Source organism: Pseudomonas sp. PP3, assembly GCF_905336995.1.
Lineage (GTDB): Bacteria > Pseudomonadota > Gammaproteobacteria > Pseudomonadales > Pseudomonadaceae > Aquipseudomonas > Aquipseudomonas reinekei.
Genome location: NZ_HG995459.1, coordinates 4,272,748 through 4,294,530 on the forward strand (window position 1 = coordinate 4,272,748; position 21,783 = coordinate 4,294,530).

General features: G+C 59.0%; 23 protein-coding genes, 2 tRNA genes, 1 rRNA gene and 1 pseudogene. 17 read left to right on the forward strand and 10 right to left on the reverse strand.

Features of this window, described 5'->3' with window-relative positions; translation table 11 throughout:
- Positions 1-32 precede the first annotated feature (32 nt).
- The 3 genes from KHO07_RS19470 to KHO07_RS19480 all read right to left on the reverse strand — a co-directional run bounded on the left by KHO07_RS19470 (position 33) and on the right by KHO07_RS19480 (position 1,833).
- Positions 33-108 (reverse strand) — tRNA-Ala (locus tag KHO07_RS19470).
- A 30-nt stretch (positions 109-138) separates the two neighbouring features.
- Positions 139-215: transfer RNA gene (locus KHO07_RS19475), tRNA-Ile, on the reverse strand.
- 81 nt (positions 216-296) lie between these two features.
- A 16S ribosomal RNA gene (locus KHO07_RS19480) occupies positions 297-1,833 on the reverse strand.
- Between the two features lie 614 nt (positions 1,834-2,447).
- Here KHO07_RS19480 and rhtA point away from each other — a divergent pair.
- Positions 2,448-3,335 carry a threonine/homoserine exporter RhtA gene (gene rhtA / locus KHO07_RS19485; protein ID WP_150736105.1) on the forward strand — a complete coding sequence of 296 codons (888 nt, stop codon included), beginning with the start codon at positions 2,448-2,450 and terminating at the stop codon, positions 3,333-3,335.
- Between the two features lie 166 nt (positions 3,336-3,501).
- Positions 3,502-3,783 carry a hypothetical protein gene (locus tag KHO07_RS19490; protein WP_150736104.1) on the forward strand — a complete coding sequence of 94 codons (282 nt, stop codon included), beginning with the start codon at positions 3,502-3,504 and terminating at the stop codon, positions 3,781-3,783.
- Between the two features lie 15 nt (positions 3,784-3,798).
- Here the strand turns inward: KHO07_RS19490 and KHO07_RS19495 are convergent, their stop codons facing one another.
- Positions 3,799-4,359 (reverse strand): TetR/AcrR family transcriptional regulator, encoded by a 561-nt coding sequence (locus KHO07_RS19495; RefSeq protein WP_212625253.1) that lies wholly within the window; start codon positions 4,357-4,359, stop codon positions 3,799-3,801.
- 92 nt (positions 4,360-4,451) lie between these two features.
- On the opposite strand from KHO07_RS19495, the gene KHO07_RS19500 reads away from it, so the two are divergent.
- Complete coding sequence (locus tag KHO07_RS19500) at positions 4,452-5,180, forward strand: SDR family oxidoreductase (RefSeq protein ID WP_150736103.1); 729 nt, start codon at positions 4,452-4,454, stop codon at positions 5,178-5,180.
- Between the two features lie 36 nt (positions 5,181-5,216).
- A complete protein-coding gene (locus KHO07_RS19505) occupies positions 5,217-5,807 on the forward strand; it encodes a 2-hydroxychromene-2-carboxylate isomerase (protein WP_212625254.1) in 591 nt (196 codons plus the stop codon).
- Here KHO07_RS19505 and KHO07_RS19510 read toward each other — a convergent pair.
- Positions 5,804-6,802, reverse strand: a complete 999-nt coding sequence (locus KHO07_RS19510) for a zinc-dependent alcohol dehydrogenase family protein (protein WP_212625255.1) — start codon at positions 6,800-6,802, stop codon at positions 5,804-5,806. The genes KHO07_RS19505 and KHO07_RS19510 overlap by 4 nt on opposite strands.
- A 104-nt stretch (positions 6,803-6,906) precedes the next feature.
- On the opposite strand from KHO07_RS19510, the gene KHO07_RS19515 reads away from it, so the two are divergent.
- Positions 6,907-7,827, forward strand: a complete 921-nt coding sequence (locus KHO07_RS19515) for a LysR family transcriptional regulator (RefSeq protein ID WP_212625256.1) — start codon at positions 6,907-6,909, stop codon at positions 7,825-7,827.
- On the opposite strand, the gene KHO07_RS19520 is transcribed toward KHO07_RS19515, so the two are convergent.
- From KHO07_RS19520 to KHO07_RS19535, 4 genes are all read right to left on the reverse strand, one after another.
- Complete coding sequence (locus tag KHO07_RS19520) at positions 7,820-9,628, reverse strand: aminopeptidase P family protein (protein ID WP_212625257.1); 1,809 nt, start codon at positions 9,626-9,628, stop codon at positions 7,820-7,822. The genes KHO07_RS19515 and KHO07_RS19520 overlap by 8 nt on opposite strands.
- 63 nt (positions 9,629-9,691) lie before the next feature.
- On the reverse strand, positions 9,692-10,849 hold the full coding sequence (locus KHO07_RS19525) for an aminotransferase class V-fold PLP-dependent enzyme (RefSeq protein WP_150736098.1): 1,158 nt from the start codon (positions 10,847-10,849) through the stop codon (positions 9,692-9,694).
- Between the two features lie 205 nt (positions 10,850-11,054).
- On the reverse strand, positions 11,055-11,669 hold the full coding sequence (locus KHO07_RS19530; protein ID WP_150736097.1) for a LysE family translocator: 615 nt from the start codon (positions 11,667-11,669) through the stop codon (positions 11,055-11,057).
- A 101-nt stretch (positions 11,670-11,770) separates the two neighbouring features.
- Positions 11,771-12,040, reverse strand: a complete 270-nt coding sequence (locus KHO07_RS19535) for a hypothetical protein (RefSeq protein WP_212625258.1) — start codon at positions 12,038-12,040, stop codon at positions 11,771-11,773.
- 211 nt (positions 12,041-12,251) lie between these two features.
- Between KHO07_RS19535 and KHO07_RS19540 the strand changes: the two are divergent.
- Positions 12,252-12,395, forward strand: a pseudogene (locus tag KHO07_RS19540) (FMN reductase); the annotation flags it as partial.
- A 44-nt stretch (positions 12,396-12,439) separates the two neighbouring features.
- Entirely contained in the window at positions 12,440-13,543 is a 1,104-nt protein-coding gene (locus tag KHO07_RS19545; RefSeq protein WP_212625259.1) for a sigma-54 dependent transcriptional regulator, read from the forward strand.
- On the opposite strand, the gene KHO07_RS19550 is transcribed toward KHO07_RS19545, so the two are convergent.
- A complete protein-coding gene (locus tag KHO07_RS19550; protein ID WP_150736094.1) occupies positions 13,540-13,905 on the reverse strand; it encodes an antibiotic biosynthesis monooxygenase in 366 nt (121 codons plus the stop codon). The two genes, KHO07_RS19545 and KHO07_RS19550, sit on opposite strands and share 4 nt — an antisense overlap.
- Positions 13,906-13,999: 94 nt before the next feature.
- Here KHO07_RS19550 and soxR point away from each other — a divergent pair, with 94 nt between their 5' ends.
- The 10 genes from soxR (at position 14,000) to KHO07_RS19600 (ending at position 21,724) form a co-directional block, all read left to right on the forward strand.
- A complete protein-coding gene (soxR, locus tag KHO07_RS19555) occupies positions 14,000-14,467 on the forward strand; it encodes a redox-sensitive transcriptional activator SoxR (RefSeq protein ID WP_212625260.1) in 468 nt (155 codons plus the stop codon).
- Positions 14,468-14,670: 203 nt separating this feature from the next.
- Positions 14,671-15,129 (forward strand): VOC family protein, encoded by a 459-nt coding sequence (locus tag KHO07_RS19560; protein ID WP_150736092.1) that lies wholly within the window; start codon positions 14,671-14,673, stop codon positions 15,127-15,129.
- A gap of 358 nt (positions 15,130-15,487) precedes the next feature.
- A complete protein-coding gene (locus tag KHO07_RS19565; protein WP_150736091.1) occupies positions 15,488-16,687 on the forward strand; it encodes a PepSY domain-containing protein in 1,200 nt (399 codons plus the stop codon).
- Positions 16,684-17,226, forward strand: a complete 543-nt coding sequence (locus KHO07_RS19570; RefSeq protein WP_150736090.1) for a thiamine pyrophosphate-binding protein — start codon at positions 16,684-16,686, stop codon at positions 17,224-17,226. Before KHO07_RS19565 ends, KHO07_RS19570 begins: the two co-directional genes overlap by 4 nt.
- A complete protein-coding gene (locus KHO07_RS19575; protein ID WP_150736089.1) occupies positions 17,223-17,552 on the forward strand; it encodes a hypothetical protein in 330 nt (109 codons plus the stop codon). Before KHO07_RS19570 ends, KHO07_RS19575 begins: the two co-directional genes overlap by 4 nt.
- Positions 17,549-18,121, forward strand: a complete 573-nt coding sequence (locus KHO07_RS19580) for a DUF6162 family protein (RefSeq protein ID WP_212625261.1) — start codon at positions 17,549-17,551, stop codon at positions 18,119-18,121. The genes KHO07_RS19575 and KHO07_RS19580 overlap by 4 nt, the downstream gene beginning before the upstream one ends.
- Before the next feature lie 35 nt (positions 18,122-18,156).
- Positions 18,157-19,083 (forward strand): metal ABC transporter substrate-binding protein, encoded by a 927-nt coding sequence (locus tag KHO07_RS19585; RefSeq protein WP_212625262.1) that lies wholly within the window; start codon positions 18,157-18,159, stop codon positions 19,081-19,083.
- Positions 19,080-19,925, forward strand: a complete 846-nt coding sequence (locus tag KHO07_RS19590) for a metal ABC transporter ATP-binding protein (protein WP_150736086.1) — start codon at positions 19,080-19,082, stop codon at positions 19,923-19,925. The genes KHO07_RS19585 and KHO07_RS19590 overlap by 4 nt, the downstream gene beginning before the upstream one ends.
- The gene (locus tag KHO07_RS19595) at positions 19,925-20,824 is read left to right on the forward strand and encodes a metal ABC transporter permease (RefSeq protein WP_033041974.1); all 900 of its coding nucleotides are present in this window, start codon (positions 19,925-19,927) and stop codon (positions 20,822-20,824) included. Before KHO07_RS19590 ends, KHO07_RS19595 begins: the two co-directional genes overlap by 1 nt.
- Positions 20,825-21,724: a zinc ABC transporter substrate-binding protein gene (locus tag KHO07_RS19600; RefSeq protein WP_212625263.1), complete on the forward strand. Its 900-nt coding sequence runs from the start codon at positions 20,825-20,827 to the stop codon at positions 21,722-21,724.
- The last annotated feature ends 59 nt before the right edge of the window (positions 21,725-21,783 follow it).

Below are 21,783 nucleotides of genomic sequence, written 5' to 3' on the forward strand. Positions count from 1 at the left end.
ATTTCTAAGCTTTCAAACGTCAGAAGCAGTAGTGGTGGAGCCAAGCGGGATCGAACCGCTGACCTCCTGCGTGCAAGGCAGGCGCTCTCCCAGCTGAGCTATGGCCCCGTATTTCTACAGGCGTTTCCCACACAAAATTGGTGGGTCTGGGCAGATTCGAACTGCCGACCTCACCCTTATCAGGGGTGCGCTCTAACCAACTGAGCTACAGACCCAATTTCGGGCTGCTTCTTATCGTCTTCTTCAATGAATCAAGCAATTCGTGTGGGAGCTCATGGAGCAGCTGAGTCGTCGATTAAGGAGGTGATCCAGCCGCAGGTTCCCCTACGGCTACCTTGTTACGACTTCACCCCAGTCATGAATCACACCGTGGTAACCGTCCTCCCGAAGGTTAGACTAGCTACTTCTGGTGCAACCCACTCCCATGGTGTGACGGGCGGTGTGTACAAGGCCCGGGAACGTATTCACCGCGACATTCTGATTCGCGATTACTAGCGATTCCGACTTCACGCAGTCGAGTTGCAGACTGCGATCCGGACTACGATCGGTTTTATGGGATTAGCTCCACCTCGCGGCTTGGCAACCCTCTGTACCGACCATTGTAGCACGTGTGTAGCCCAGGCCGTAAGGGCCATGATGACTTGACGTCATCCCCACCTTCCTCCGGTTTGTCACCGGCAGTCTCCTTAGAGTGCCCACCATTACGTGCTGGTAACTAAGGACAAGGGTTGCGCTCGTTACGGGACTTAACCCAACATCTCACGACACGAGCTGACGACAGCCATGCAGCACCTGTCTCAATGTTCCCGAAGGCACCAATCCATCTCTGGAAAGTTCATTGGATGTCAAGGCCTGGTAAGGTTCTTCGCGTTGCTTCGAATTAAACCACATGCTCCACCGCTTGTGCGGGCCCCCGTCAATTCATTTGAGTTTTAACCTTGCGGCCGTACTCCCCAGGCGGTCAACTTAATGCGTTAGCTGCGCCACTAAGAGCTCAAGGCTCCCAACGGCTAGTTGACATCGTTTACGGCGTGGACTACCAGGGTATCTAATCCTGTTTGCTCCCCACGCTTTCGCACCTCAGTGTCAGTATCAGTCCAGGTGGTCGCCTTCGCCACTGGTGTTCCTTCCTATATCTACGCATTTCACCGCTACACAGGAAATTCCACCACCCTCTACCATACTCTAGCTTGTCAGTTTTGAATGCAGTTCCCAGGTTGAGCCCGGGGATTTCACATCCAACTTAACAAACCACCTACGCGCGCTTTACGCCCAGTAATTCCGATTAACGCTTGCACCCTCTGTATTACCGCGGCTGCTGGCACAGAGTTAGCCGGTGCTTATTCTGTCGGTAACGTCAAAATTGCAGAGTATTAATCTACAACCCTTCCTCCCAACTTAAAGTGCTTTACAATCCGAAGACCTTCTTCACACACGCGGCATGGCTGGATCAGGCTTTCGCCCATTGTCCAATATTCCCCACTGCTGCCTCCCGTAGGAGTCTGGACCGTGTCTCAGTTCCAGTGTGACTGATCATCCTCTCAGACCAGTTACGGATCGTCGCCTTGGTGAGCCATTACCTCACCAACTAGCTAATCCGACCTAGGCTCATCTGATAGCGCAAGGCCCGAAGGTCCCCTGCTTTCTCCCGTAGGACGTATGCGGTATTAGCGTTCCTTTCGAAACGTTGTCCCCCACTACCAGGCAGATTCCTAGGCATTACTCACCCGTCCGCCGCTGAATTCAGGAGCAAGCTCCTGTCATCCGCTCGACTTGCATGTGTTAGGCCTGCCGCCAGCGTTCAATCTGAGCCATGATCAAACTCTTCAGTTCAAACATCTTTGGGTTTTGAGAAAACCCTAAACTTGGCTCAGCAATCGTTGGTTACATCTTTGATTTCTCGCGGAGTAACTTGTGATGCTGATAATCTGTTGACTAGCAGTCTGACTCCACAAGCACCCACACGAATTGCTTGATTCAGTTGTTAAAGAGCGGTTGGTTAAGATCTTTCGTCTCAACCGAGGCGCGCATTCTACAGCAGCCTCATTTGCTGTCAAGTGGTTATTTTCAGAAGTTTTCAAGGATTTCCTTAACAACTTCAACCACTTGCGCTTTCGATCTCTCGTCAGCGGGAGGCGAATTCTACAGCGTTACACGCTGCTGTCAACACCTCTTTTTCAACTTCCTTTTGGCTTCGATGACCTGAAGCAACTTGCTGCCGAAAACTGCGTAACTCGTTGTTTACCAAGGAGTTTTCCGTTTCGACTGCGCCGGAAGTGGGGCGAATTATAGACACCTGAAATCTGCCGTCAAGCACTGATTTGGTTTTTCTATCAGGATGCGCAAAATCGCTGCTTATATATAGACGCGCCACCAAGGAATGCGCAGTATATTGCTCAACACAACAATAGCGCTCCAGTTCCACCCACTTTGGACGATGCCTCTCAATGAATGACCAACCTCGCAGCCTTGCCTCGACCCTGTTCTCGGTCGGCCTGCTAATAATAGCCATGGCATCGATCCAGTCCGGAGCCTCCCTGGCCAAAAGCATGTTCCCCATTGTTGGCGCCCAAGGGACCACCACTCTGCGCCTGATTTTTGCCAGCGTAATCATGCTGCTGCTCTTGCGCCCATGGCGCGCAAAGCTTACGGCGAAGTCCCTGCGAACCGTTATCGTCTACGGCATGGCTCTGGGCGGCATGAACTTCCTCTTCTATATGTCCTTGCGCACAGTGCCTCTGGGTATCGCGGTGGCCCTTGAGTTCACCGGGCCATTGGCAGTCGCCATTTACGCTTCACGACGAGCAATCGATTTCCTGTGGATCGCACTTGCAGCTCTCGGCTTGCTCCTACTGATACCTACGGGTGCAACGACCGCAGGTATTGACCTGGTAGGTGCCGGCTACGCATTGGGCGCCGGGGTATGCTGGGCGCTGTACATTCTATTTGGCCAAAAGGCCGGTGCCGACAATGGCGTGCAGACAGCCGCACTGGGGGTAATGATTGCCGCCCTGTTCGTAGCTCCCATAGGCATTGTTCATGCTGGAGCCGCGCTGCTGACCCCATCACTGATCCCGATTGCCCTTGGAGTTGCCATTCTGTCCACAGCCCTCCCCTATACGCTGGAGATGGTCGCCCTCACCCGCATGCCAGCCAGGACATTCGGAACATTGATGAGCATCGAACCCGCTATTGGTGCGCTATCCGGCTTACTGTTCCTGCAGGAATACCTGTCCCTGTCACAATGGATGGCTATCTTGTGCATCATCCTGGCTTCGGTCGGCGCGACCATGACCATGGGGAGCTCAGCCAAGCCAGCGATTGCGGCGGATTGATGCAAGATTTGAAGAGACTCTGGTATTTGCCGCTCATTTAGGCCATGTTTAGCCCGCAATCCGATGTCAGACATGGACTTTTCAAGACAGGGAAATCAGCACGCTTCATGCGAAAGCGAATACTGCCAGACCGGGCGTCAGATCCGGGAAAGCAACAAGGACAGCAATGAAACGAATTTTGATAATGATCGCCGTACTTGCAATTGCGGGCTGCGCGGCGACATCGACGACCCAGGTCAAGCACGGCAGGAAAGGGCTGCACATCAACTGTTCAGGCCTGTCGTCATCCTGGGATCAGTGCTACGCCAGTGCCGCCAACTCGTGCGCACCGAAGGGATACAAGGTCATCGCCAAGTCAGGGGATGCCGTAGAGGAACCGGGCGACTATCCGTTTGGCCTCAATCCAGCGGGCTACACCAGTCGCAGCATGATTGTCATCTGCAAATAGTTTGCGACCTCGTCGTCAGGCTCCAGGGCCTGCGATCTGCCGTCCGATCTCATCGTAACTGGACTTCAGCACCTTATGCTGAAGCTCCGTAGTGGCCAACATCCTCGCCACTACCAACGCCCCGATACATTGCGACAGAATGGCCCAAGCCAAACTGTCGCTCTCCAGCACCTGCGCCCAACTCTCCTGCAACTGACAAATCCAGCGCTCCGCCTGCTGACGAATCGCGATGTCAGAACGCGCGATCTCGGCGCCCAGCGCCGGCAGTGCACAACCCGTTTCCGGATGTTCGACATGGGACATGCTCAAGTACTGCTTCAGGCACCGCTCAAGCTTGTCGCGATCCTGCTCGGCCCCCAATCGTTCCAGACTTTGCCTCAACTCACTTTCGACAACTGAAGCAAACAATTCGTCCTTTGAAGAGAAGTGGCTGTAGAAAGCCCCGCCACTCAAGCCGATCGCCTTCATCAAGCCGTCCACACCCACCGTCGAAAACCCGGATCGCTTTGCCGATACCGCACTGCTTTGCAGGAGTTTTTCTCTGGTTTCCAACTTGTGACTGGCCGAGTAACGCATTGCCTTTCCCTCAGGATTGATCGCCTTGACGCTGATCAAATCGTAGCATAACGTTCGTTTAGTTAACGATCGTTTACTAAAGGGATCTACCCATGAATAACAAGAAGGTCGTACTGGTCGTTGGTGCGGGTGATTCTACCGGTGGCGCCATTGCCAAGCGTTTTGCCCAAGAAGGATTCGTCGCCTGCGTCACCCGCCGCAGCGCGGACAAACTCCAGCCGCTAGTCGACGCAATCCTGGCCGACGGCGGTGAAGCCCACGGCTTTGCTTGCGATGCGCGCAAAGAGGACGATGTGGTGGCATTGGTCGAGCAGATTGAAAGCGAGATCGGCCCCATCGAAGCTTTCGTCTTCAACATCGGCGCCAACGTGCCTTGCAGCATTCTGGAAGAAACCGCCCGCAAGTATTTCAAGATCTGGGAAATGGCCTGTTTCTCGGGTTTTCTCAACGCCCGTGAAGTGGCCATTCGCATGGCCAAGCGTCAGCGCGGAACGATACTGTTCACTGGCGCAACCGCCGGCATGCGAGGCGCCGCAGGATTTGCCGCGTTCGCCGGCGCCAAGCACGGCATCCGTGCCCTGGCGCAGAGCATGGCGCGTGAGCTGGGGCCGATGAACATTCACGTTGCCCATATCATCGTCGACGGTGCCATCGATACCGACTTCATTCGCGACAGTTTTCCCGAGAAGTACGCAACCAAAGATCAGGACGGCATTCTCAACCCCGAACACATCGCCGAGAACTACTGGTACCTGCACAGCCAGCCTCGCGACGCCTGGACCTTCGAGCTGGACCTGCGTCCCTGGAGCGAACGCTGGTAAGCCCTCCCCCTATAACAACAACAGAGCGCAACGACCATGAGCAAAACCGTGGAGTTCTACTTCGACCTGGGCAGCCCCGCCACTTACCTGGCATACACACAGCTACCCAAGATCTGTGAGCAAACCGACAGCCAACTCCTCTACATCCCGATCCTGCTTGGCGGGGTCTTCAAAGCCACCGGTAATGCTTCCCCGGCGAATGTTCCAGCCAAGGGGCATTACATGTTTCAAGACCTCGACCGCTTTGCCAAACGTTATGGCGTGCCGCTGAAGTTCAATCCGCATTTCCCGATCAACACCCTCATGTTGATGCGTGCCGTCACTGGCATACAGATGCGCCACCCCGAGCGTTTTCTGGCGTTTATCGACTGCCTGTTCAAAGCGCTGTGGGTTGACGGCTGCAGCCTCGATGAACCGGCCACCGTCGGCGCCGTGCTGACCCAAAACAACTTCGACCCTAATGAAGTACTCGCCCTGACCGCCGACGAAGAGGTCAAAGCCGCGCTCAAGACCAATACCGAAAAAGCGGTGCAGCGCGGCGTGTTTGGTGCTCCAAGCATGTTTGTGGATGACCAGTTGTTCTTCGGCCAGGATCGACTGGACTTCGTCCTAGAAGCCCTGCGTTAAACCTCGACCACCAACCGCCCCTGCGCTGCTCCCGATTGCAGCAGTTCATGGGCGGCATCGGCGGTTTGCAAGGTGAACCGGCGCGGATCGAGAATGGGTTTAACTCTGCCGGCCTCGATCAAACGCGCCGCTTGCCGAAGAATCTCCCCGTGATGCTCAAGTCCCTCGCCCGTCAGCAATGGCAGCAACGTGAATACGCCGGAATAGCTTGCCCCGCGAAATGAAAGCGGCGCGAGACTGTGCTGCCCCCATCCCAGACAACTCACTACATGGCCGTGATAAACCCGCGCGGCCTTGAATGATGCGTCCAGTACTTCACCGCCCACCGTGTCATAAACGATATCGAAGCCCACCCCATCCGTGTGCTCCGCCACATAAGCCTCGACTGAAGACTGGCGGTAATCGATAAACGTTGCCCCCAAGTCCTCTATAACCGCTTGATGGCGCGCAGACCCCGTGGCAAACACCACTGCGCCGAATGCACGGGCGATCTGCACCGCTACATGCCCGACCCCTCCTGCACCACCGTGAATCAAGACTTTTTGCCCCGCCCGCACCCGCGCCCGATCGACCAACCCTTCCCACGCGGTAATCAGCACCAACGGCAAACCGGCCGCTTCGCGCATGTCCAGATTGCCCGGTTTATGCGCCAAGAGCCGCGCATCGACCACCGCGTACTGAGCCAGTGAACCCTGAACTCCGCCAATCCCCGTCGCCATCGCATAGACCTGATCACCCGGCTTCCAGCCATTTACCCCCTCCCCCAACGCTTCCACTGTCCCCGCCAGATCCATGCCCAACACTGCCGGCAACGGCTGCCGCGCGTGGGCGGCCTGGCCCGACCGAATCTTCCCGTCCAATGGATTCAACCCGCTGGCCGCTACCCGCACCAGAACCTGTCCCACGCCTGGAGTCGGCCGAGGAATACAAGCCAAGCGTAGCGGCGCATTAGCCGAGTCAACAATCAGCGCACGCATTTGCAATGAGTCAGTCATTTCGCATACTCCCGTCAGAGGTGGTTGTAGGAATGATCTTCAACCAACCTACTCATGCCGATAAGACGCCATATCGCTATAGTGACTATGCCCTGACAGCATCAATGAGACGCCTCGTGGACAAATTAAACGCAATGGCGATTTTCGTCCGAGTGGTTGAACGCGGCAGTTTTTCCGCCGTCGCCCGGGAGTTGCAGACCAGTCAGCCAACCATCAGCAAAGTGCTACAGGCACTGGAAAGCGAACTGGGCGGCAAGCTGATTACCCGCAGCACCCGAAAGTTATCGCTGACCGATGAAGGCCAGCGCTACTACGACCAATGCCGGCACATCCTCGCTGCCGTGGACGCCGCCGAACACAGCTTCCAGTCTGGCCGGGAGACCATTGCCGGTCCACTGCGAATCGGTTCTTCCGTGAGTTTCGGGCGCCTGCAGATTGCCCCGCGTCTGCCGGCATTTCTCAGGCGCTATCCCGGGATTCAGATTGACTTGCAACTGAGTGATCAGAATCAGGACCTGGTCAGTGAAGGTCTGGACGTCACGTTCAGGATTGGCGCGTTGAATGACAGCAGCCTGATAGCTCGCCACATCGGCACCACCCACCGGATGACCGTGGCGGCACCGCATTACCTGGCGCAACACGGCGAGCCGCAAACGCCGGAAGATCTGCGCGGGCACAACTGCCTGCAGTTCAATCTGCTGACCAGTCAAAACTTGTGGATTTACAACCATGGCGCACAGCGTCATGAAGTGCGAATCAAGGGCAATGCGCAGAGCAACAACTCCGAAGCGATTCGCGAGCTGGTCCTGGGGGGATTGGGGGTGGCGTTGTCGCCGGTGTGGCTGTTCAGCGAGGATCTGAAAGCCGGGAGAGTGACAGCGTTGCTGCGTGACTACACCGCGCAGCCGCTGCCGATACATGCCGTGTCCCCGGCGAATCGTCGCCAATCGGCCAGGGTCAAGGCTTTTGTCGATTACATGAGTCAGGCGCTGGAAACAGCGCCCGAGCTGCAAGCCATCAAATAGCCGCGGTACGCGTGTTCAGCCACTCAAGGGCCGCGCCGTCGAGCAACGGGCTCAAGCGCTCACGCACTTCGGCGTGGTAGGCATTGAACCATTGTTTTTCCTCTTCACTGAGCAACGAGGTTTCCAGGCAACGGGTATCGATCGGGCACAGGGTCAGGGTTTCGAACTTCAGGAACTCACCGAATTCGCTGCTGCCTGCTTCGCGGTTCATCGCCAGGTTTTCGATGCGCACGCCCCAACGACCCGGACGGTACGTACCTGGCTCGATGGAGGTGATCATGCCCGGCAGCATCGCGGTCTGAGGGGCCGGGGCAGCCTGGTAGGCAATGACCTGCGGGCCTTCGTGAACATTGAGGAAGTAGCCGACGCCGTGACCGGTGCCGTGCCCGTAATCGACGTTTTCGGCCCAGATCGGCGCACGTGCGATGGCGTCCAGCAGCGGCGACAGGATGCCTTTCGGGAACTGCGCACGGGACAAGGCAATCACGCCCTTGAGCACGCGGGTGCAGTCGCGTTTCTGTTCTGCAGTCGGTGTTCCCACCGCGACCATCCGCGTGATGTCGGTGGTGCCGCCGAGGTACTGACCACCGGAGTCGATCAGCAACAGACCGTCGCCTTCGATCACCGCGTGTTCTTCTTCGGTGGCGTGGTAATGCGGCATGGCGCCGTTGGCGTTGAATGCGGCTATGGTATTGAAGCTCAGCGACACATAATCCGGACGACGTTCACGGGCAGCGGTGAGTTTTTCGTCGATGGTCAGTTCAGTGATGCGTTCGCGGCCCCAGGCCGAGTCCAGCCAGGTGAAGAATTCGCACAGCGCCGCGCCGTCCTGCTCCATGGCCTGACGGATGTGTTCGGCGTCGGCCAGGCTTTTCTGCGACTTGGCCAGCGTCGTAGGGTTCAGGCCTTCGACCAGTTTGACGCCATCGTTCAAGTTATCCAGCAAACCGGCAGTGACGCGCGCCGGATCGACCAGCAGACTTGCACCGTTCGGCACTGCGCGCAGGGCATCGGCCACTTCGCTGTAATCACGCAAGGTCACGCCATCCTGCTCCAGTACCGCGCGCAGCTCGGCGTCAACCTTGCTCAACGCCACAAACAGGGTGGCCTGTTGTTGGTTGATCAAGGCAAAGGAAACGAATACCGGGTTGAACGAGACATCACCGCCGCGCAGGTTGAACAGCCAGGCGATGTCATCGAGGGTGGCGATGAAATGCCAGTCGGCGCCACGTACCTGCAGGGTTTCACGCAGTTTGGCGAGTTTTTCGCCACGGCTGACGGTCGCCTGTGGAGGCAAATGTTGGTAGATCGGCGCGTTCGGCAGCGTCGGGCGATCGCTCCAGACTTCGCTCAGCAGGTCGATGTCAGTCCGCAGTCGTGCCCCGCGCTCTTCGAGTTTGCCGCTCAGGGTACGCGCCGAGGCCACGGCCATCACCGCACCATCGACTGCGACCACGCCACCTTCCGGGGTTTGCTCGGCGAGCCAGTCCAGCGGGCTCGGCTGGCCCGGTTGCAGCTTGACCAGTTCGATGCCGCTGCCCTTGAGTTCCTTGGTCGCCTGCTCCCAATAACGGCTGTCGGCCCAGACACCGGCGAAATCCGCAGTGACGATCAGCGTGCCGACCGAACCGTGGAAACCCGACAACCATTGACGCCCTTGCCAGTAACCCGGCAGATATTCGGACAAGTGCGGATCGGCCGACGGCACCAGCAAGGCGTGAATGCCCTCCCGGCTCATCAGCTCACGGGTATGCGCCAGGCGCTGAGGCACCGATCCGGTAATTGAAACCTGCGTATTCATCATGACTCCTGCTAACCACTCATCATTATTGTTCAGTGCCGATCGACGCCGGCGCTTTGCGCCTTACTGCCAGAATGCCGGGGCACTGGCGCAGGCTGTTTTAATCAGTTGTACGGCCTGATCGATATCCTGCTCGGTGGTGAAACGTCCCAGGCTCAAGCGAATGGTGCGACTTGCCGAGCGGGCGTCATGCCCCAGCGCCAGCAGTACGTGGGACGGAGCATTGCTCGCGGAATTGCACGCCGAGGTCGCGGAAAACGCGATCGACGCGAGCAAGGCCGCTGAATTGAACTCGCCTTCACTGAAGGTCAGGCTCAGGGTGTGCGGAATGCGTCGGGTCGGGCTGCCATTGAGGCGCACGCCGGGCATGCCCAGCAATGGATCGAGCAAGCGTTCACGCAGGCGCACGATCAAGGCTTTTTCTTCGTCGAACACAGCCGCGGCCAAGGCGAAGGCCGCGCCCATGGCGGCAATCTGGTGGGTCGCCAGGGTACCGGAGCGCAGGCCACCTTCGTGTCCGCCACCGTGGATCTGTGCCAACAAACGCGGCCGCGCCCGAGGGCCAACGTACAAAGCGCCGATGCCTTTGGGGCCGTAGAGCTTGTGCGCCGAAAACGACATTAAATCTACCGGCCACTCGGCCAGGTCGATCTTCACTTTGCCCGCGCCCTGCGCCGCGTCGACATGAAACAACGCGCCGCGCTCGCGCACCACCTGGCCGATGGCCGGGATGTCATTGACTGTGCCTAACTCGTTGTTGACCAACATCAGCGACACCAAGAAGGTGTCATCGCGCATGACATCGCTGACGGCTTGCGCGGTGATCAGGCCATCGGCGTCCGGAACCAGATAGGTAACCTCGACGCCCGCGTCCTGCAACTGCCGGGCAGTGTCGAGGATCGCCTTGTGTTCGATTTGACTGGTAATGATGTGACCGCCAGCAACGCCGCGCGCCTGGGCGACGCCCTTGAGGGCCAGGTTGTTGGATTCAGTGGCGCCGGAGGTCCAGACAATTTGCTCAGCCTGGGCGCCGACCAGTTCGGCGACCTGCCTTCGCGACTGCTCGACCGTTTGCCGGGCCTGTTGGCCGAACGCGTGGGAGCTGGAGGCGGGATTACCGAAGTTGCCGTCAAAGCCCAGACACTCGACCATGACCTGGATGACTCGCTCATCCACCGGGGTGGTGGCGGCGTAGTCGAAATACAGCGGACGTTTATTCATAAAAAACTCGCAGAGCGTGTTCCGGGATCAGGAGGCTCATGACTGCAACAGCGAAACGCAACCTTATGAGCTGCGTCCGGTTTTCAGAACGTTACCAATACCTGATCGGATGCCGTTAAAGAAGCACAACTTCATTTAAAAGTGCGTAGGAACGCTCCTGAAAAGTGAGCTTAACAGGCATCAGGCAATCGGTTGAAGCAATGCGTCAGCTGAAGCTTTCGAGCAGGATCGGATACAGCGACGCCACCAGCAATGCCGCCATGCCCCAGTTGAACAGGCGCAACCAGCGGCGATCCTTCAAAACGTTGCGCAACAACGTGCCGCACGCCGCCCAGACGCCGACACTGGGCAGGTTGATCAGGGCGAAAACCGCCGCAATCACAATCACGTTGGTGAAGTAGCCTTGCATCGGCGTATAGGTGCTGATTGCGCCGATGGCCATGATCCAGGCTTTGGGATTGACCCATTGGAACGCGGCGGCGCCGAGGTAGCTGATCGGTTTCGCCTCACCCTTGGCACTGTCCGAGACCGGCCCGGAGTGGGCGATTTTCCATGCCAGGTACAACAAATACGCCGCGCCGACGTAACGCAACACGGTATAGAGCAAGGGATACGTCTGGAACACCGCGCCCAAGCCGAAACCGACCGCCACCACCAGCACGAAAAAGCCGCAGGTAATGCCCAGCATATGGGGGATCGTGCGGTTAAAGCCGAAGTTCACGCCGGATGCCAGCAACATGGTGTTGTTCGGGCCGGGCGTGATTGAGGTCACGAGAGCAAACAGGGCGAAGCCCAGCAGCAGATCAAGCGAGAGTGTCATGGGTGGCAATCCATCAGGGTCGGTCAGGTGTTGACCCTATCGCACACCCCGCAGGAAACCCACGGACAGTTGGGTAAAACTTACAGCAGTACAGTCTTCGCTCAGCTTGGACGACCGTGCAGCTGTATAGCTCGCTCGGCGTTCATTTCACCTTGTTTGTCGAAGCCGAACGTCTTCTGTGGCTGGCCGAGCAATTCGGCTTTTTTCGCGTGGTATTCGTCGAAGGACAAGCCGCGACGGTTCAACGCTTCCAGCGCCAGCTCCCGGGTTTCTTCGGCGGTGTAGGGCCGCAATTCCGGAGAAACATGGCTGGCACATCCGGCGAGAACGGAGACCGCGAGCAGCATCAAGGTGGCGATTAGAGTTTTCATGTTCGGCGTCCTGGCATCTGGGTTCGGGGCAATGAACACAGGCTACTCGCGCGTTTGGACGGGCAGAAATCATCGCTCTCGATAGTGGGTATCGAGATTTGCTCGCTATGACCTGCAGGAGGCTCGTATATCTCTTAATGATCTATAAATATCAATCAATGATCTTTTGAGGAATAACAAACGACCTTTATAACAACTGCATCGCTTGCCGCCGATTGGCGTACACGCCACCGAAGCCGATTTCGCCAATTACCAGATAACCAGTGACCCGTTGAAGGCCCGCATACGCCTTGCTGCAAAACGCGCCGCGCCTTTGTTCGGCGTGCACCCCGACAATCGGCTGAAAATCGCTTAAGGATTTATTCATGGTCATAAGCTGCCCTACATGGAGCGTGCCTCATGCAATTGCTGACCTTACCGCCCTCGCCCGCTCTGGCCACGTCGATCCGCGCCACCGCGCAAGTGTTCGAAGACCCGAAATCCCAGGCCTTGCTTGCGCACCTGCAACAAGTCGCGCCGAGCGAAGCCAGCGTGCTGATCATTGGTGAGACCGGCACCGGCAAAGAGTTGGTGGCGCGACATATCCACAACCTCAGCGCCCGGCGCAACCGGCCGTTCGTGGCGGTGAACTGCGGCGCGTTCTCCGAATCCCTGGTCGAGGCCGAGCTGTTCGGGCATGAGAAAGGCGCCTTCACGGGCGCCCTGAGCGCCAAGGCCGGCTGGTTCGAAGAGGCTGACGGCGGCACCTTGTTCCTCGATGAAATCGGCGATTTGCCAATGGCTATCCAGGTCAAGTTGTTGCGGGTCCTGCAGGAGCGTGAAGTGGTGCGCGTGGGGTCGCGCAGGAGCATTCCCATCGATGTGCGGGTGCTCGCGGCGACCAACGTGCAACTGGAGAAAGCCATCAACGCCGGGCATTTTCGCGAGGACCTGTATTACCGGCTCGACGTGGTCAGCCTGGAACTGAGCCCGTTGCGCGATCGGCCTGGCGACATCCTGCCGCTGACCCGCCACTTCATCGACGCCTACAGTCAGCGCCTAGGTTACGGCAGCATCACCATCAGCAAAGAAGCCGAGCTGAAACTGCGCAGCTACAGTTGGCCGGGCAATATCCGCGAACTGGAAAACGTCATTCACCACACCCTGTTGATTTGCCGCAACGGCGTGATCGAACGCGATGACCTGCGCCTGTCGAACATGCGCATCGAGCGTCAGGACGACCATCACGTTCAAGCCGACGACTCCGCCGAAGCGCTGCTTGATCGGGCCTTTCAAAAGTTGTTCGAACATCAGGCCGGCGCGCTGCACGAAAAAGTCGAAGACGCGTTGCTGCGCGCAGCCTACCGTTTCTGCCATTACAACCAGGTGCACACCGCCGCGCTGCTGGGGCTGAGCCGCAACGTGACGCGCACACGCCTGATCAAGATTGGCGAACTGGCGGTGAACAAGCGCCGCCCAACGGAAAACGTACAGGGCGAGCGTTTGATGCAACTGTCGATCTAACCCACCAGATTGCAGTGCAGTGCCTGGTCGTGACTGAGTTCCAGGCTGTGCAGCACCTGGAACGAACCGAAGGTCACGGTCTTCGCCTGATGGGTGCGGATCAGTTGCCAGAAATCCTGTTCGCCGCTTTCAAAACCCTGAAACGCAGCTTCCCCGGCCTCGCGGGTTTGCCATTGCAGATAATTGAGCACCCGCCGGCCATCGTCGCTGGCCTGGATGCTCGCACTCAGAAACCCACTGTGGTGCTGGGCCAGGCGCTCGGTCTGCCGTGACAGTGCCGACACCAGTGCCGGTTGCTGACAAGGCTCGATTTCGAATTCGATCAATTGGGTGAAGCTGCGATTTTTCTCAGACACTGGCATGAAATGTCCCCACTCATTGGTAAGACGAATCTTGCGATCCGAAGGTGTGCAGGGTAAAACCTCAAGTTAACTAGAGGTCAAGAGGCTTTTTCAAATGATCACCCCGGAAAAACTGCACAAGGAACTGACCGTGGGCCAATTGGCTGCCCGCAGCGGCGTGGCGGTCACGGCGTTGCACTTTTACGAGTCCAAAGGGCTGATCAAAAGCAATCGCAATCAGGGCAACCAGCGGCGATATCCACGGGAAGTGTTGCGCCGTGTGGCTTTGATCAAAGTGGCTCAACGCCTGGGCATTCCCTTGGCGGAAATTGGCGAGGCGCTCAAGGCTTTACCGGATAACCGCGCGCCAACAGCGGCGGACTGGAAAGTACTGTCGGCGCAATGGAGCCGGGATCTGGATGAGCGGATCAATCAATTGACCTTGCTGCGTGACAAGCTCAATGGCTGCATTGGCTGCGGGTGTCTGTCGATGGAGGCTTGCCCGTTGCGCAATTTTGGCGATGTGCTTGGGGATCGAGGGCCGGGGGCGCGGCTGCTGGAATCGGGGGTTGATCCGAAATAGTGGTGCGGCCACCGCGAACAGACTCACTCCCACAGAGACTTGCATTCCGGCAGTCGGCTCCCCCGAGCTGCCGCAGGCTGCGATCTTTTTGTGAACTCGAAGACTGCCGAAGATCAAAATCTAAAGATCGCACTCTTCGGCAACTCCTACACTGATTCGGCTGGAGAACGATCTTCGTCTCACAATAAAAAAGGAGAACGATCATGAGCGTCAAACCCATTCCAGAGGGTTATCACAGCATCACCCCGTATCTGGGCATCGCAAAAGCCACCGAAGCCATCGACTTCTACAAAAAAGCCTTCGGCGCCATCGAAGTCATGCGCCTGTCCATGCCCGACGGCGGCATCGGTCACGCCGAACTGCGTATCGGCGACTGCCCGATCATGCTCGGCACGCCATGCGATCAGGGGCCGTTGAGCAACCCGGACAGTTCACCGTCGGTGGGCCTTCATTTGTATGTGACCGATGTGGATAAATCCTACAAACAGGCGATCGACGCCGGTGGCACCGTGGTCTCGGAGGTCAAGGATCAGTTCTATGGCGACCGCTCCGGGACGTTGAAGGATCCCTATGGGCATCTTTGGTTTCTGGCCACGCGTAAAGAAGATCTGACTCAGGAGCAGATTGAGCAGCGGGCCAGGGAAATGTTTCAGCAGGGTTGAGTCCCGAGGTGTTTGATTTGCCGTCATCGCTGGCAAGCCAGCTCCCACAGGAATCCGGTTGTTCACAGGTCTTGTGTATACCAATCATCCCTGCCGGAGCCCGCTTGCTGGCGATGTTGAACCCGTGGTGCCTATCGCCAGCAACCCGGTTCCTGAGGGGCATTTTGCCCAAGCCAGAGAACGAAAAGAAAACACGAAACATTTTCTTTCATATCACCCTTCGGGATTTCGGGTGCTCATCCGTCCTATATAGATGCAGTCCTGTCGCGTAGGCAAAAGCCACGGCCGGGCCTTTCATGGACCTCATCGCTGCGAAGCCCGTAGTAGAGGCCTTTCATCGATATAAGACGCCCTAATCATGTCGAAGAAATCCCGTTCAAAACTCTGGTTCCTGGTCCATAGCTGGCTGGCGCTGCCGATCTGGTTTTTCGTCCTGATCGTCTGTGTGACCGGCACCCTGGCCGTGGTGAGCCAGGAAATCGTCTGGCTGGCCAACCCGCAAATGCGCGCCAGCCAGCCTTCGGACGATACGCCGCGGCTCAACTACGACCAGATCGTCAGCGCGATCAAAAAGGCCGAGCCCGATATCATCATTGACAGCATCAGTCGTCCCGACGAGTCGCACTTTGCCCTGGACGTCGGGGTCAACTACCCCGACGGGCGGGCGCTGACGGTCTACGTCAACCCTTACACCGGCGCCATTCAAGGCCCCGCTCCGCAATTCAACTTCAAGGCGTTCACCCGCGCCCTGCATGGCTGGTGGCTGGTGCCGTTCACCAATGGCTACAGCTGGGGCTGGTATCTGGTGTCATTCCTCAGCCTGCCGCTGCTGGCCTCTTTGATCACCGGGCTGGTGGTGTACAAACGCTTCTGGAAAGGTTTCTTGCGCCCGACCCTGCGCATTCGCCACGGCGCACGGATTTTCTGGGGCGATTTCCACCGTCTCAGTGGCATCTGGTCAATCTGGTTCATCGCGGTGATTTCCGTGACCAGCACCTGGTTCCTGATCGAAGCGTTCATGTTCGACAACCAGATTTCCATCTCCACCGCTCCGGTGGCGCTCGTGGTGCCCCGTGAGAGCGTGCCGCTCACCGCCGACGGTTCGGCGGCACCGATGATCAGCCTGGAAGCGGCGATCCGCGAAGCCAAGGCGCGCATTCCCGGTCTGGACGAAAGCTTTGTCAGCATGCCGGCCAACGCCTACAGCTACCTGTCGGTGGGGGGGCGCAGCTGGTATCCACTGATGTTCCAGACCGCCGAAATCAACCCGTACACCGGCGATGTTGCCGCCACGCGCCTGCTGTCGGACCGCTCGGGCCTGGAGTTCGTGACCGAGTCCATGCGTCCGCTGCACACCGGTGATTTTGGCGGACTCTGGATCAAGTTGATCTGGTTCTTCTTCGGCCTGCTGCTGAGCATGATGGTGCTCAGCGGCCTGTTGATCTGGACCAAGCGCACCGCCCTGGCCACCGCCAATGCCCTCAAGCGCAGCAACAAACGCCCTCGCAACGAAAATATCCCGGTGACCGGCCGTGAAACCACGGAGGTCAGCCAATGAGCCTGTTCATTGCGGAAAAACCAGCCTCGAAACTGAGCCGCTTCTGGCACAAATGGCGTTTCCACATCAACGTCCTGCTGTTGCTGGTGCCATTGGGTTTTATGCCCAAGTACTTCGCCGACGCCGCGCTGTTTCGCGGTGACACTGGGCTCGGCGAACGGGAAATCGGCGAAGTCCAGGTCGGCCCGTGGAGCGTGCGTCTTGCCGAGCTGCGCAATGAAGCACCGCGCCCCGATGGCCCGGCCGGCTATATGAAAAGCTTCAACGCCGCGCTGTGCGACAGCTGCCGCGAGCAGGTCAAGGCCACTTACCTGCGCATCGGCAAACCCCGCAGCCTGCGCGCCGCCGGGGTGATTTTCTTTGGCACGCCGTACCGCATGGGCGCCATGTTGCCGATCCCGGAAAAAACCAAGGCCGACGCCGAACTGTGGATCACCATGGAAGGCTGGGACGGCTCCATGCATCAGGCATCCATTCCTCTGAGCCAGGCCTCCCCCGCCACCCTTGCCTGGCTGAGCACTCAAGGAGGCAAACCATGAACAACCTTATTCGCCCTCTCAGCGCCGCGATGCTGCTGCTCTGCGCCGGTTTCAGCACCAGCGCCCTGGCCCACAACCCGATGTGCGAGTGCAAGGCGATCGACGCCGAACAGATCAAATGCACCGGCGGCTTCTCCGATGGCAGCGGTGCACCGGGCGTAACGCTGGACGTGATCGGCTACGACGAAACCATTCTGGTGCCAGGCAAGCTCGGGGCCGACTCGACCCTGACCTTCAAGAAACCCGGCGCCGAGTTCTACGTGCTGTTCGACGCAGGCCCCGGCCATGTGGTCGAAATCGATCAAGCGGACATCGAGACCCCATGAGTACGCCCACCACCCAAGTCGTCCGCCCGGCCGGTGCCGGCCATGAAACCCTCTACGTATTGCTGTTGTGCCTGATCATTCTGACAGTGGCCGGTTCGGTGGTCGCCTGGCGCGGCGAGTCTCAGGAGGTGAGCAGCGTCAACAGCCATCAGCTGGATGCCCGCCGCGACCTCAGCGCATCCGAGCAAGGCATCTACGCCGATCTGCGGGTAACGCTGGACGAAATTCATCTGCTGCGCCAGGAACAACAAACCCTGCCGACACCTGCAACCCTCGCCGATGAAGGCTTCGCGCCGTTCGCCCAGGACGCCAGCGCTGTCAGTCGTGGCGGCCATGCCTGGCAGTTGCTCGATGCCAAGGCTTATTTCGGCCAGAGCCAGACCGCCAGTGTGGCCGGCTCGTTTCTGATGCGTTTGACCGTTGAGGACGACGCCCCCGACATCTGGCTCAACCGCGCCACCGACCTCAAGGCCCCTGCCGACCTCAGCGACGCCGCGCTCGAAAGCGCCGGCTGGCAGCAGATCGTCGCGCAATTCGATGCCGGCGTGACCCGCCAGCACCGGCACTGAACCCTCGCCCTCACCCGAGAGAAGACCGCTTTCCCATGCCTATTTCATCTCTACGCTCTGTTCTGCGCCTGACACTGGTCGGTCTGCTGGCCTGCCTGCTGACACCCCTGGCCAGTGCCGACGAGGCCAAGCGCCTGCGCATCGGCATCACCCTGCATCCGTATTACAGCTACGTGGCCAACATCGTCGGCGACAAGGCCGAGGTGGTGCCGCTGATTCCGGCTGGTTTCAACCCGCATGCCTACGAACCCCGCGCGGAAGACATCAAGCGCATCAGCGGGCTCGACGTGATTGTGCTCAACGGTGTGGGTCATGACGACTTTGCCGACCGCATGATCGCCGCCAGCGAGACGCCGAAGGTGCCGGTGATCGAAGCCAACGAAAACGTGCCGCTGCTGGCCGCCACCGGCGTAGCCGCACGCGGTGCCGGCAAGGTGGTGAACCCGCACACCTTCCTGTCGATCAGCGCGTCGATTGCCCAAGTCAACAACATCGCCCGGGAGCTGGGCAAACTCGATCCGGCCAACGCCAGGACCTACACCGAAAATGCCCGCGCCTATGGCAAACGCCTGCGCAAGATGCGCGCCGATGCCCTGGCCAAACTGACCCAGGCACCCAACGCCGAATTGCGAGTGGCCACGGTGCACGCGGCTTACGACTACCTGCTGCGCGAGTTCGGCCTGGAAGTCACCGCCGTGGTCGAACCGGCCCACGGCATCGAACCGAGCCCAAGCCAGCTGAAGAAAACCATCGACCAACTGCGTGAGCTGGATGTGAAGGTGATTTTCTCGGAGATGGACTTCCCGTCTTCCTACGTCGACACCATTCAGCGTGAATCCGGGGTGAAGCTGTATCCGCTGTCGCATATTTCCTACGGCGAATACACCGCCGACAAGTACGAAAAGGAAATGACCGGCAACCTCAATACGGTCGTCCGGGCGATTCAGGAGTCGGGTAAATGACATCGAAAGAAACCATCCTGGCCGACACCGAGTCCCCTGTGGGAGCGGGCTTGCCCGCGAATGCGGTGGGCCAGTCAGTGTCCTTGCCAAATGACACACCGCAATCGCGAGCAAGCTCGCTTCTACAGGTTTCGGGGCCGACGCTGGATTTTTCGGAGGTCAGCCTGACGCTGGGTCGTACGACAATTCTCGACAAGGTCACCTTTGAGGTCCGTCCCGGCAGCGTGCATGCGCTGGTCGGGCCCAACGGTGGCGGCAAGAGTTCGTTGATCAAGACTTTGCTCGGGCAGATGCCGCATCAGGGTCGCCTGAGCCTGCAATGGCCGGGCGAGCCGGGGATCATCGGCTATGTGCCGCAGGCCCTGGAGTTTGATCGCGGCCTGCCGATGACCGTCGACGATTTCATGGCTGCCATGTGTCAACGGCGCCCGGCATTCCTCGGCCTGAGCAAGCATTACGCCGCGGCGATTGGCGAGGCGCTGGAGCGAGTCGGCATGCAGGACAAGCGCAAGCGGCGCATGGGCGCGCTGTCCGGTGGCGAGCGTCAGCGGGTGTTGTTGGCACAAGGGCTGATTCCGGCGCCGCAATTGCTGGTGTTGGACGAACCGATGTCGGCGCTGGATGAAGCCGGGATACAGGTGTTCGAGCGCTTGCTCGGCGACTGGCGCGCGGCGGGCATCACCGTGTTGTGGATCGAGCACGATCTGGAAGCCGTCGGGCGACTGGCCGATCACGTCACCGGCCTCAATCGCCGGGTATTGTTCGATGCCACGCCGAAACAGGCACTGACCCCGGATCGACTGCTGACACTGTTTTCGACCCATCCACGGAGCGCTGCCTGATGAGTTACGAAGCCTTTCGTTTGATGGTCCAAGGCTGGGCCTCGTCCGGGTACCTGCCTGAAGCGCTGGCCTATGGTTTTGTGGTCAACGCGCTACTCGCCGGTTTGTTGATCGGCCCGGTGCTGGGCGGTCTGGGCACGCTGGTGGTGGTCAAGCGCTTCGCGTTTTTCTCCGAAGCGGTGGGTCACGCGGCACTGACTGGCGTGGCCATCGGCATTCTGCTTGGCGAACCCTACACCGGTCCCTATGGCAGCCTGTTCGGCTACTGCCTGTTGTTCGGCATCCTGCTCAACTACCTGCGCAACCGCACTGGCCTGGCACCAGACACCTTGATTGGCGTATTCCTTTCGGTGTCCCTGGCACTGGGCGCGAGCCTGCTGCTGATTCTGGCGGGCAAGATCAACGTACACATTCTGGAAAACGTGCTGTTCGGCTCGGTGCTGACGGTCAATGGCAATGACCTGCTGGTGCTGGCCATCGTCGGTTCCCTGGTGATGGCCCTGGCCTTGCCACTGTACAACCGCATCATGCTCGCCAGTTTCAACCCGCAACTGGCGGCGGTGCGCGGCGTGGCGGTGAAGTCGCTGGATTATCTGTTCGTGATTCTGGTGACGCTGATCACCGTCGCCGCGGTGAAAGTCATCGGTGCGATTCTGGTCGGTGCACTGCTGGTGATTCCGGCCGCTGCGGCGCGCTTGCTCAGCCAATCGTTGAAGGGCTTTTTCTGGTGTTCGGTGCTGATCGCCACGGTCAGCACACTGTGCGGGATTCTCGCGCCGATCGTCTTCGACCTGCCGATCCCCTCCGGTGCCGCGATCATTCTGGTGGCTGGTATCGCTTTCGCCCTGGCCGCCATCGCGCGCGGCGTCGTCCCCAGCCTGAAAGGGAACCTTGGATAAATGACTTTTTCTCTGCGACAACTGACCCTGGCGGTCGCCCTGTGCGGGCTGGCCACAACGTCCTTCGCCGCTGACGACAGCAAACCGCTGCGCGTACTGGCCTCGTTGCCAATCACCTACGGGCTGGGCGAAGTGCTGCTCAAGGGTACCGACGTCAATCTGCAACGCGCGGCCCCCGACAATCTGCCCGGCAGCCGTCAGACCGCTTACTTCACCGGCCGCGGTGCGCCGGCGCTGGCCAAACTGGCGACCGACGCCGATGCGGTCATCGGCCTGCGTTCGTTGTGGCCGGATGATCCGCTGTATCCCATCTCACGGCGCAGCAATATCCGTATCATCGAAGTCGACGCCGCCCGCCCGGTGGACGGCGCCCTGCCCGGCATTGCCGTACAACCTGGCAGCAAGGTCGATGGGTTGAACAGCCAGCCGTGGCTGGCCAGCAACAACATGGGGCGCATGGCGGACGTGATGGCGGCAGACCTGGTGCGCCTGGCGCCCAAGGCCAAGCCTGCGATCGAGGCCAATCTGGCGGCACTGAAACAGCGCCTGCTCAAACTCAGCGCAGACAGCGAAGCGCGCCTGGCGGCTGCCGACAATTTGAGTGTCATGAGCCTGAGCGATCATTTCGGCTATCTGATTGGCGGGCTCAATCTTGAGCTGGTTGGCCAGGATGCAAGACCGGATGCCGAGTGGACGCCGGAGGCCTTGAAGGCCCTGGGGACGACGCTCAAGGACAATGACGTCGCGGTGGTGTTGCACCATCGTCAGCCTTCCGATGCGGTAAAAACGGTGATCGCCGAAGCCGGCAGTCGCTTGGTGGTGTTGAGCGTCGATGCGACTGATCCGGTGGCCGAGCTGGAGGGGGATGTGGATTTGGTGATCAAGGGGTTGAGTGGCTGATCACCGCTGGCCACAAAAAAGCCCGCTGACCGTCACCGGTCCAGCGGGCTTTTTTGCGT

Bases quoted from the DNA above. Each gene is read 5' to 3' on its own strand.
- rhtA (WP_150736105.1), top strand. From the start codon at position 2,448: ATGAATGACCAACCTCGCAGCCTTGCCTCGACCCTGTTCTCGGTCGGC.
- KHO07_RS19490 (WP_150736104.1), top strand. From the start codon at position 3,502: ATGAAACGAATTTTGATAATGATCGCCGTACTTGCAATTGCGGGCTGC.
- KHO07_RS19495 (WP_212625253.1), bottom strand. From the start codon at position 4,359: ATGCGTTACTCGGCCAGTCACAAGTTGGAAACCAGAGAAAAACTCCTG.
- KHO07_RS19500 (WP_150736103.1), top strand. From the start codon at position 4,452: ATGAATAACAAGAAGGTCGTACTGGTCGTTGGTGCGGGTGATTCTACC.
- KHO07_RS19505 (WP_212625254.1), top strand. From the start codon at position 5,217: ATGAGCAAAACCGTGGAGTTCTACTTCGACCTGGGCAGCCCCGCCACT.
- KHO07_RS19510 (WP_212625255.1), bottom strand. From the start codon at position 6,802: ATGACTGACTCATTGCAAATGCGTGCGCTGATTGTTGACTCGGCTAAT.
- KHO07_RS19515 (WP_212625256.1), top strand. From the start codon at position 6,907: ATGAGACGCCTCGTGGACAAATTAAACGCAATGGCGATTTTCGTCCGA.
- KHO07_RS19520 (WP_212625257.1), bottom strand. From the start codon at position 9,628: ATGAATACGCAGGTTTCAATTACCGGATCGGTGCCTCAGCGCCTGGCG.
- KHO07_RS19525 (WP_150736098.1), bottom strand. From the start codon at position 10,849: ATGAATAAACGTCCGCTGTATTTCGACTACGCCGCCACCACCCCGGTG.
- KHO07_RS19530 (WP_150736097.1), bottom strand. From the start codon at position 11,669: ATGACACTCTCGCTTGATCTGCTGCTGGGCTTCGCCCTGTTTGCTCTC.
- KHO07_RS19535 (WP_212625258.1), bottom strand. From the start codon at position 12,040: ATGAAAACTCTAATCGCCACCTTGATGCTGCTCGCGGTCTCCGTTCTC.
- KHO07_RS19545 (WP_212625259.1), top strand. From the start codon at position 12,440: ATGCAATTGCTGACCTTACCGCCCTCGCCCGCTCTGGCCACGTCGATC.
- KHO07_RS19550 (WP_150736094.1), bottom strand. From the start codon at position 13,905: ATGCCAGTGTCTGAGAAAAATCGCAGCTTCACCCAATTGATCGAATTC.
- soxR (WP_212625260.1), top strand. From the start codon at position 14,000: ATGATCACCCCGGAAAAACTGCACAAGGAACTGACCGTGGGCCAATTG.
- KHO07_RS19560 (WP_150736092.1), top strand. From the start codon at position 14,671: ATGAGCGTCAAACCCATTCCAGAGGGTTATCACAGCATCACCCCGTAT.
- KHO07_RS19565 (WP_150736091.1), top strand. From the start codon at position 15,488: ATGTCGAAGAAATCCCGTTCAAAACTCTGGTTCCTGGTCCATAGCTGG.
- KHO07_RS19570 (WP_150736090.1), top strand. From the start codon at position 16,684: ATGAGCCTGTTCATTGCGGAAAAACCAGCCTCGAAACTGAGCCGCTTC.
- KHO07_RS19575 (WP_150736089.1), top strand. From the start codon at position 17,223: ATGAACAACCTTATTCGCCCTCTCAGCGCCGCGATGCTGCTGCTCTGC.
- KHO07_RS19580 (WP_212625261.1), top strand. From the start codon at position 17,549: ATGAGTACGCCCACCACCCAAGTCGTCCGCCCGGCCGGTGCCGGCCAT.
- KHO07_RS19585 (WP_212625262.1), top strand. From the start codon at position 18,157: ATGCCTATTTCATCTCTACGCTCTGTTCTGCGCCTGACACTGGTCGGT.
- KHO07_RS19590 (WP_150736086.1), top strand. From the start codon at position 19,080: ATGACATCGAAAGAAACCATCCTGGCCGACACCGAGTCCCCTGTGGGA.
- KHO07_RS19595 (WP_033041974.1), top strand. From the start codon at position 19,925: ATGAGTTACGAAGCCTTTCGTTTGATGGTCCAAGGCTGGGCCTCGTCC.
- KHO07_RS19600 (WP_212625263.1), top strand. From the start codon at position 20,825: ATGACTTTTTCTCTGCGACAACTGACCCTGGCGGTCGCCCTGTGCGGG.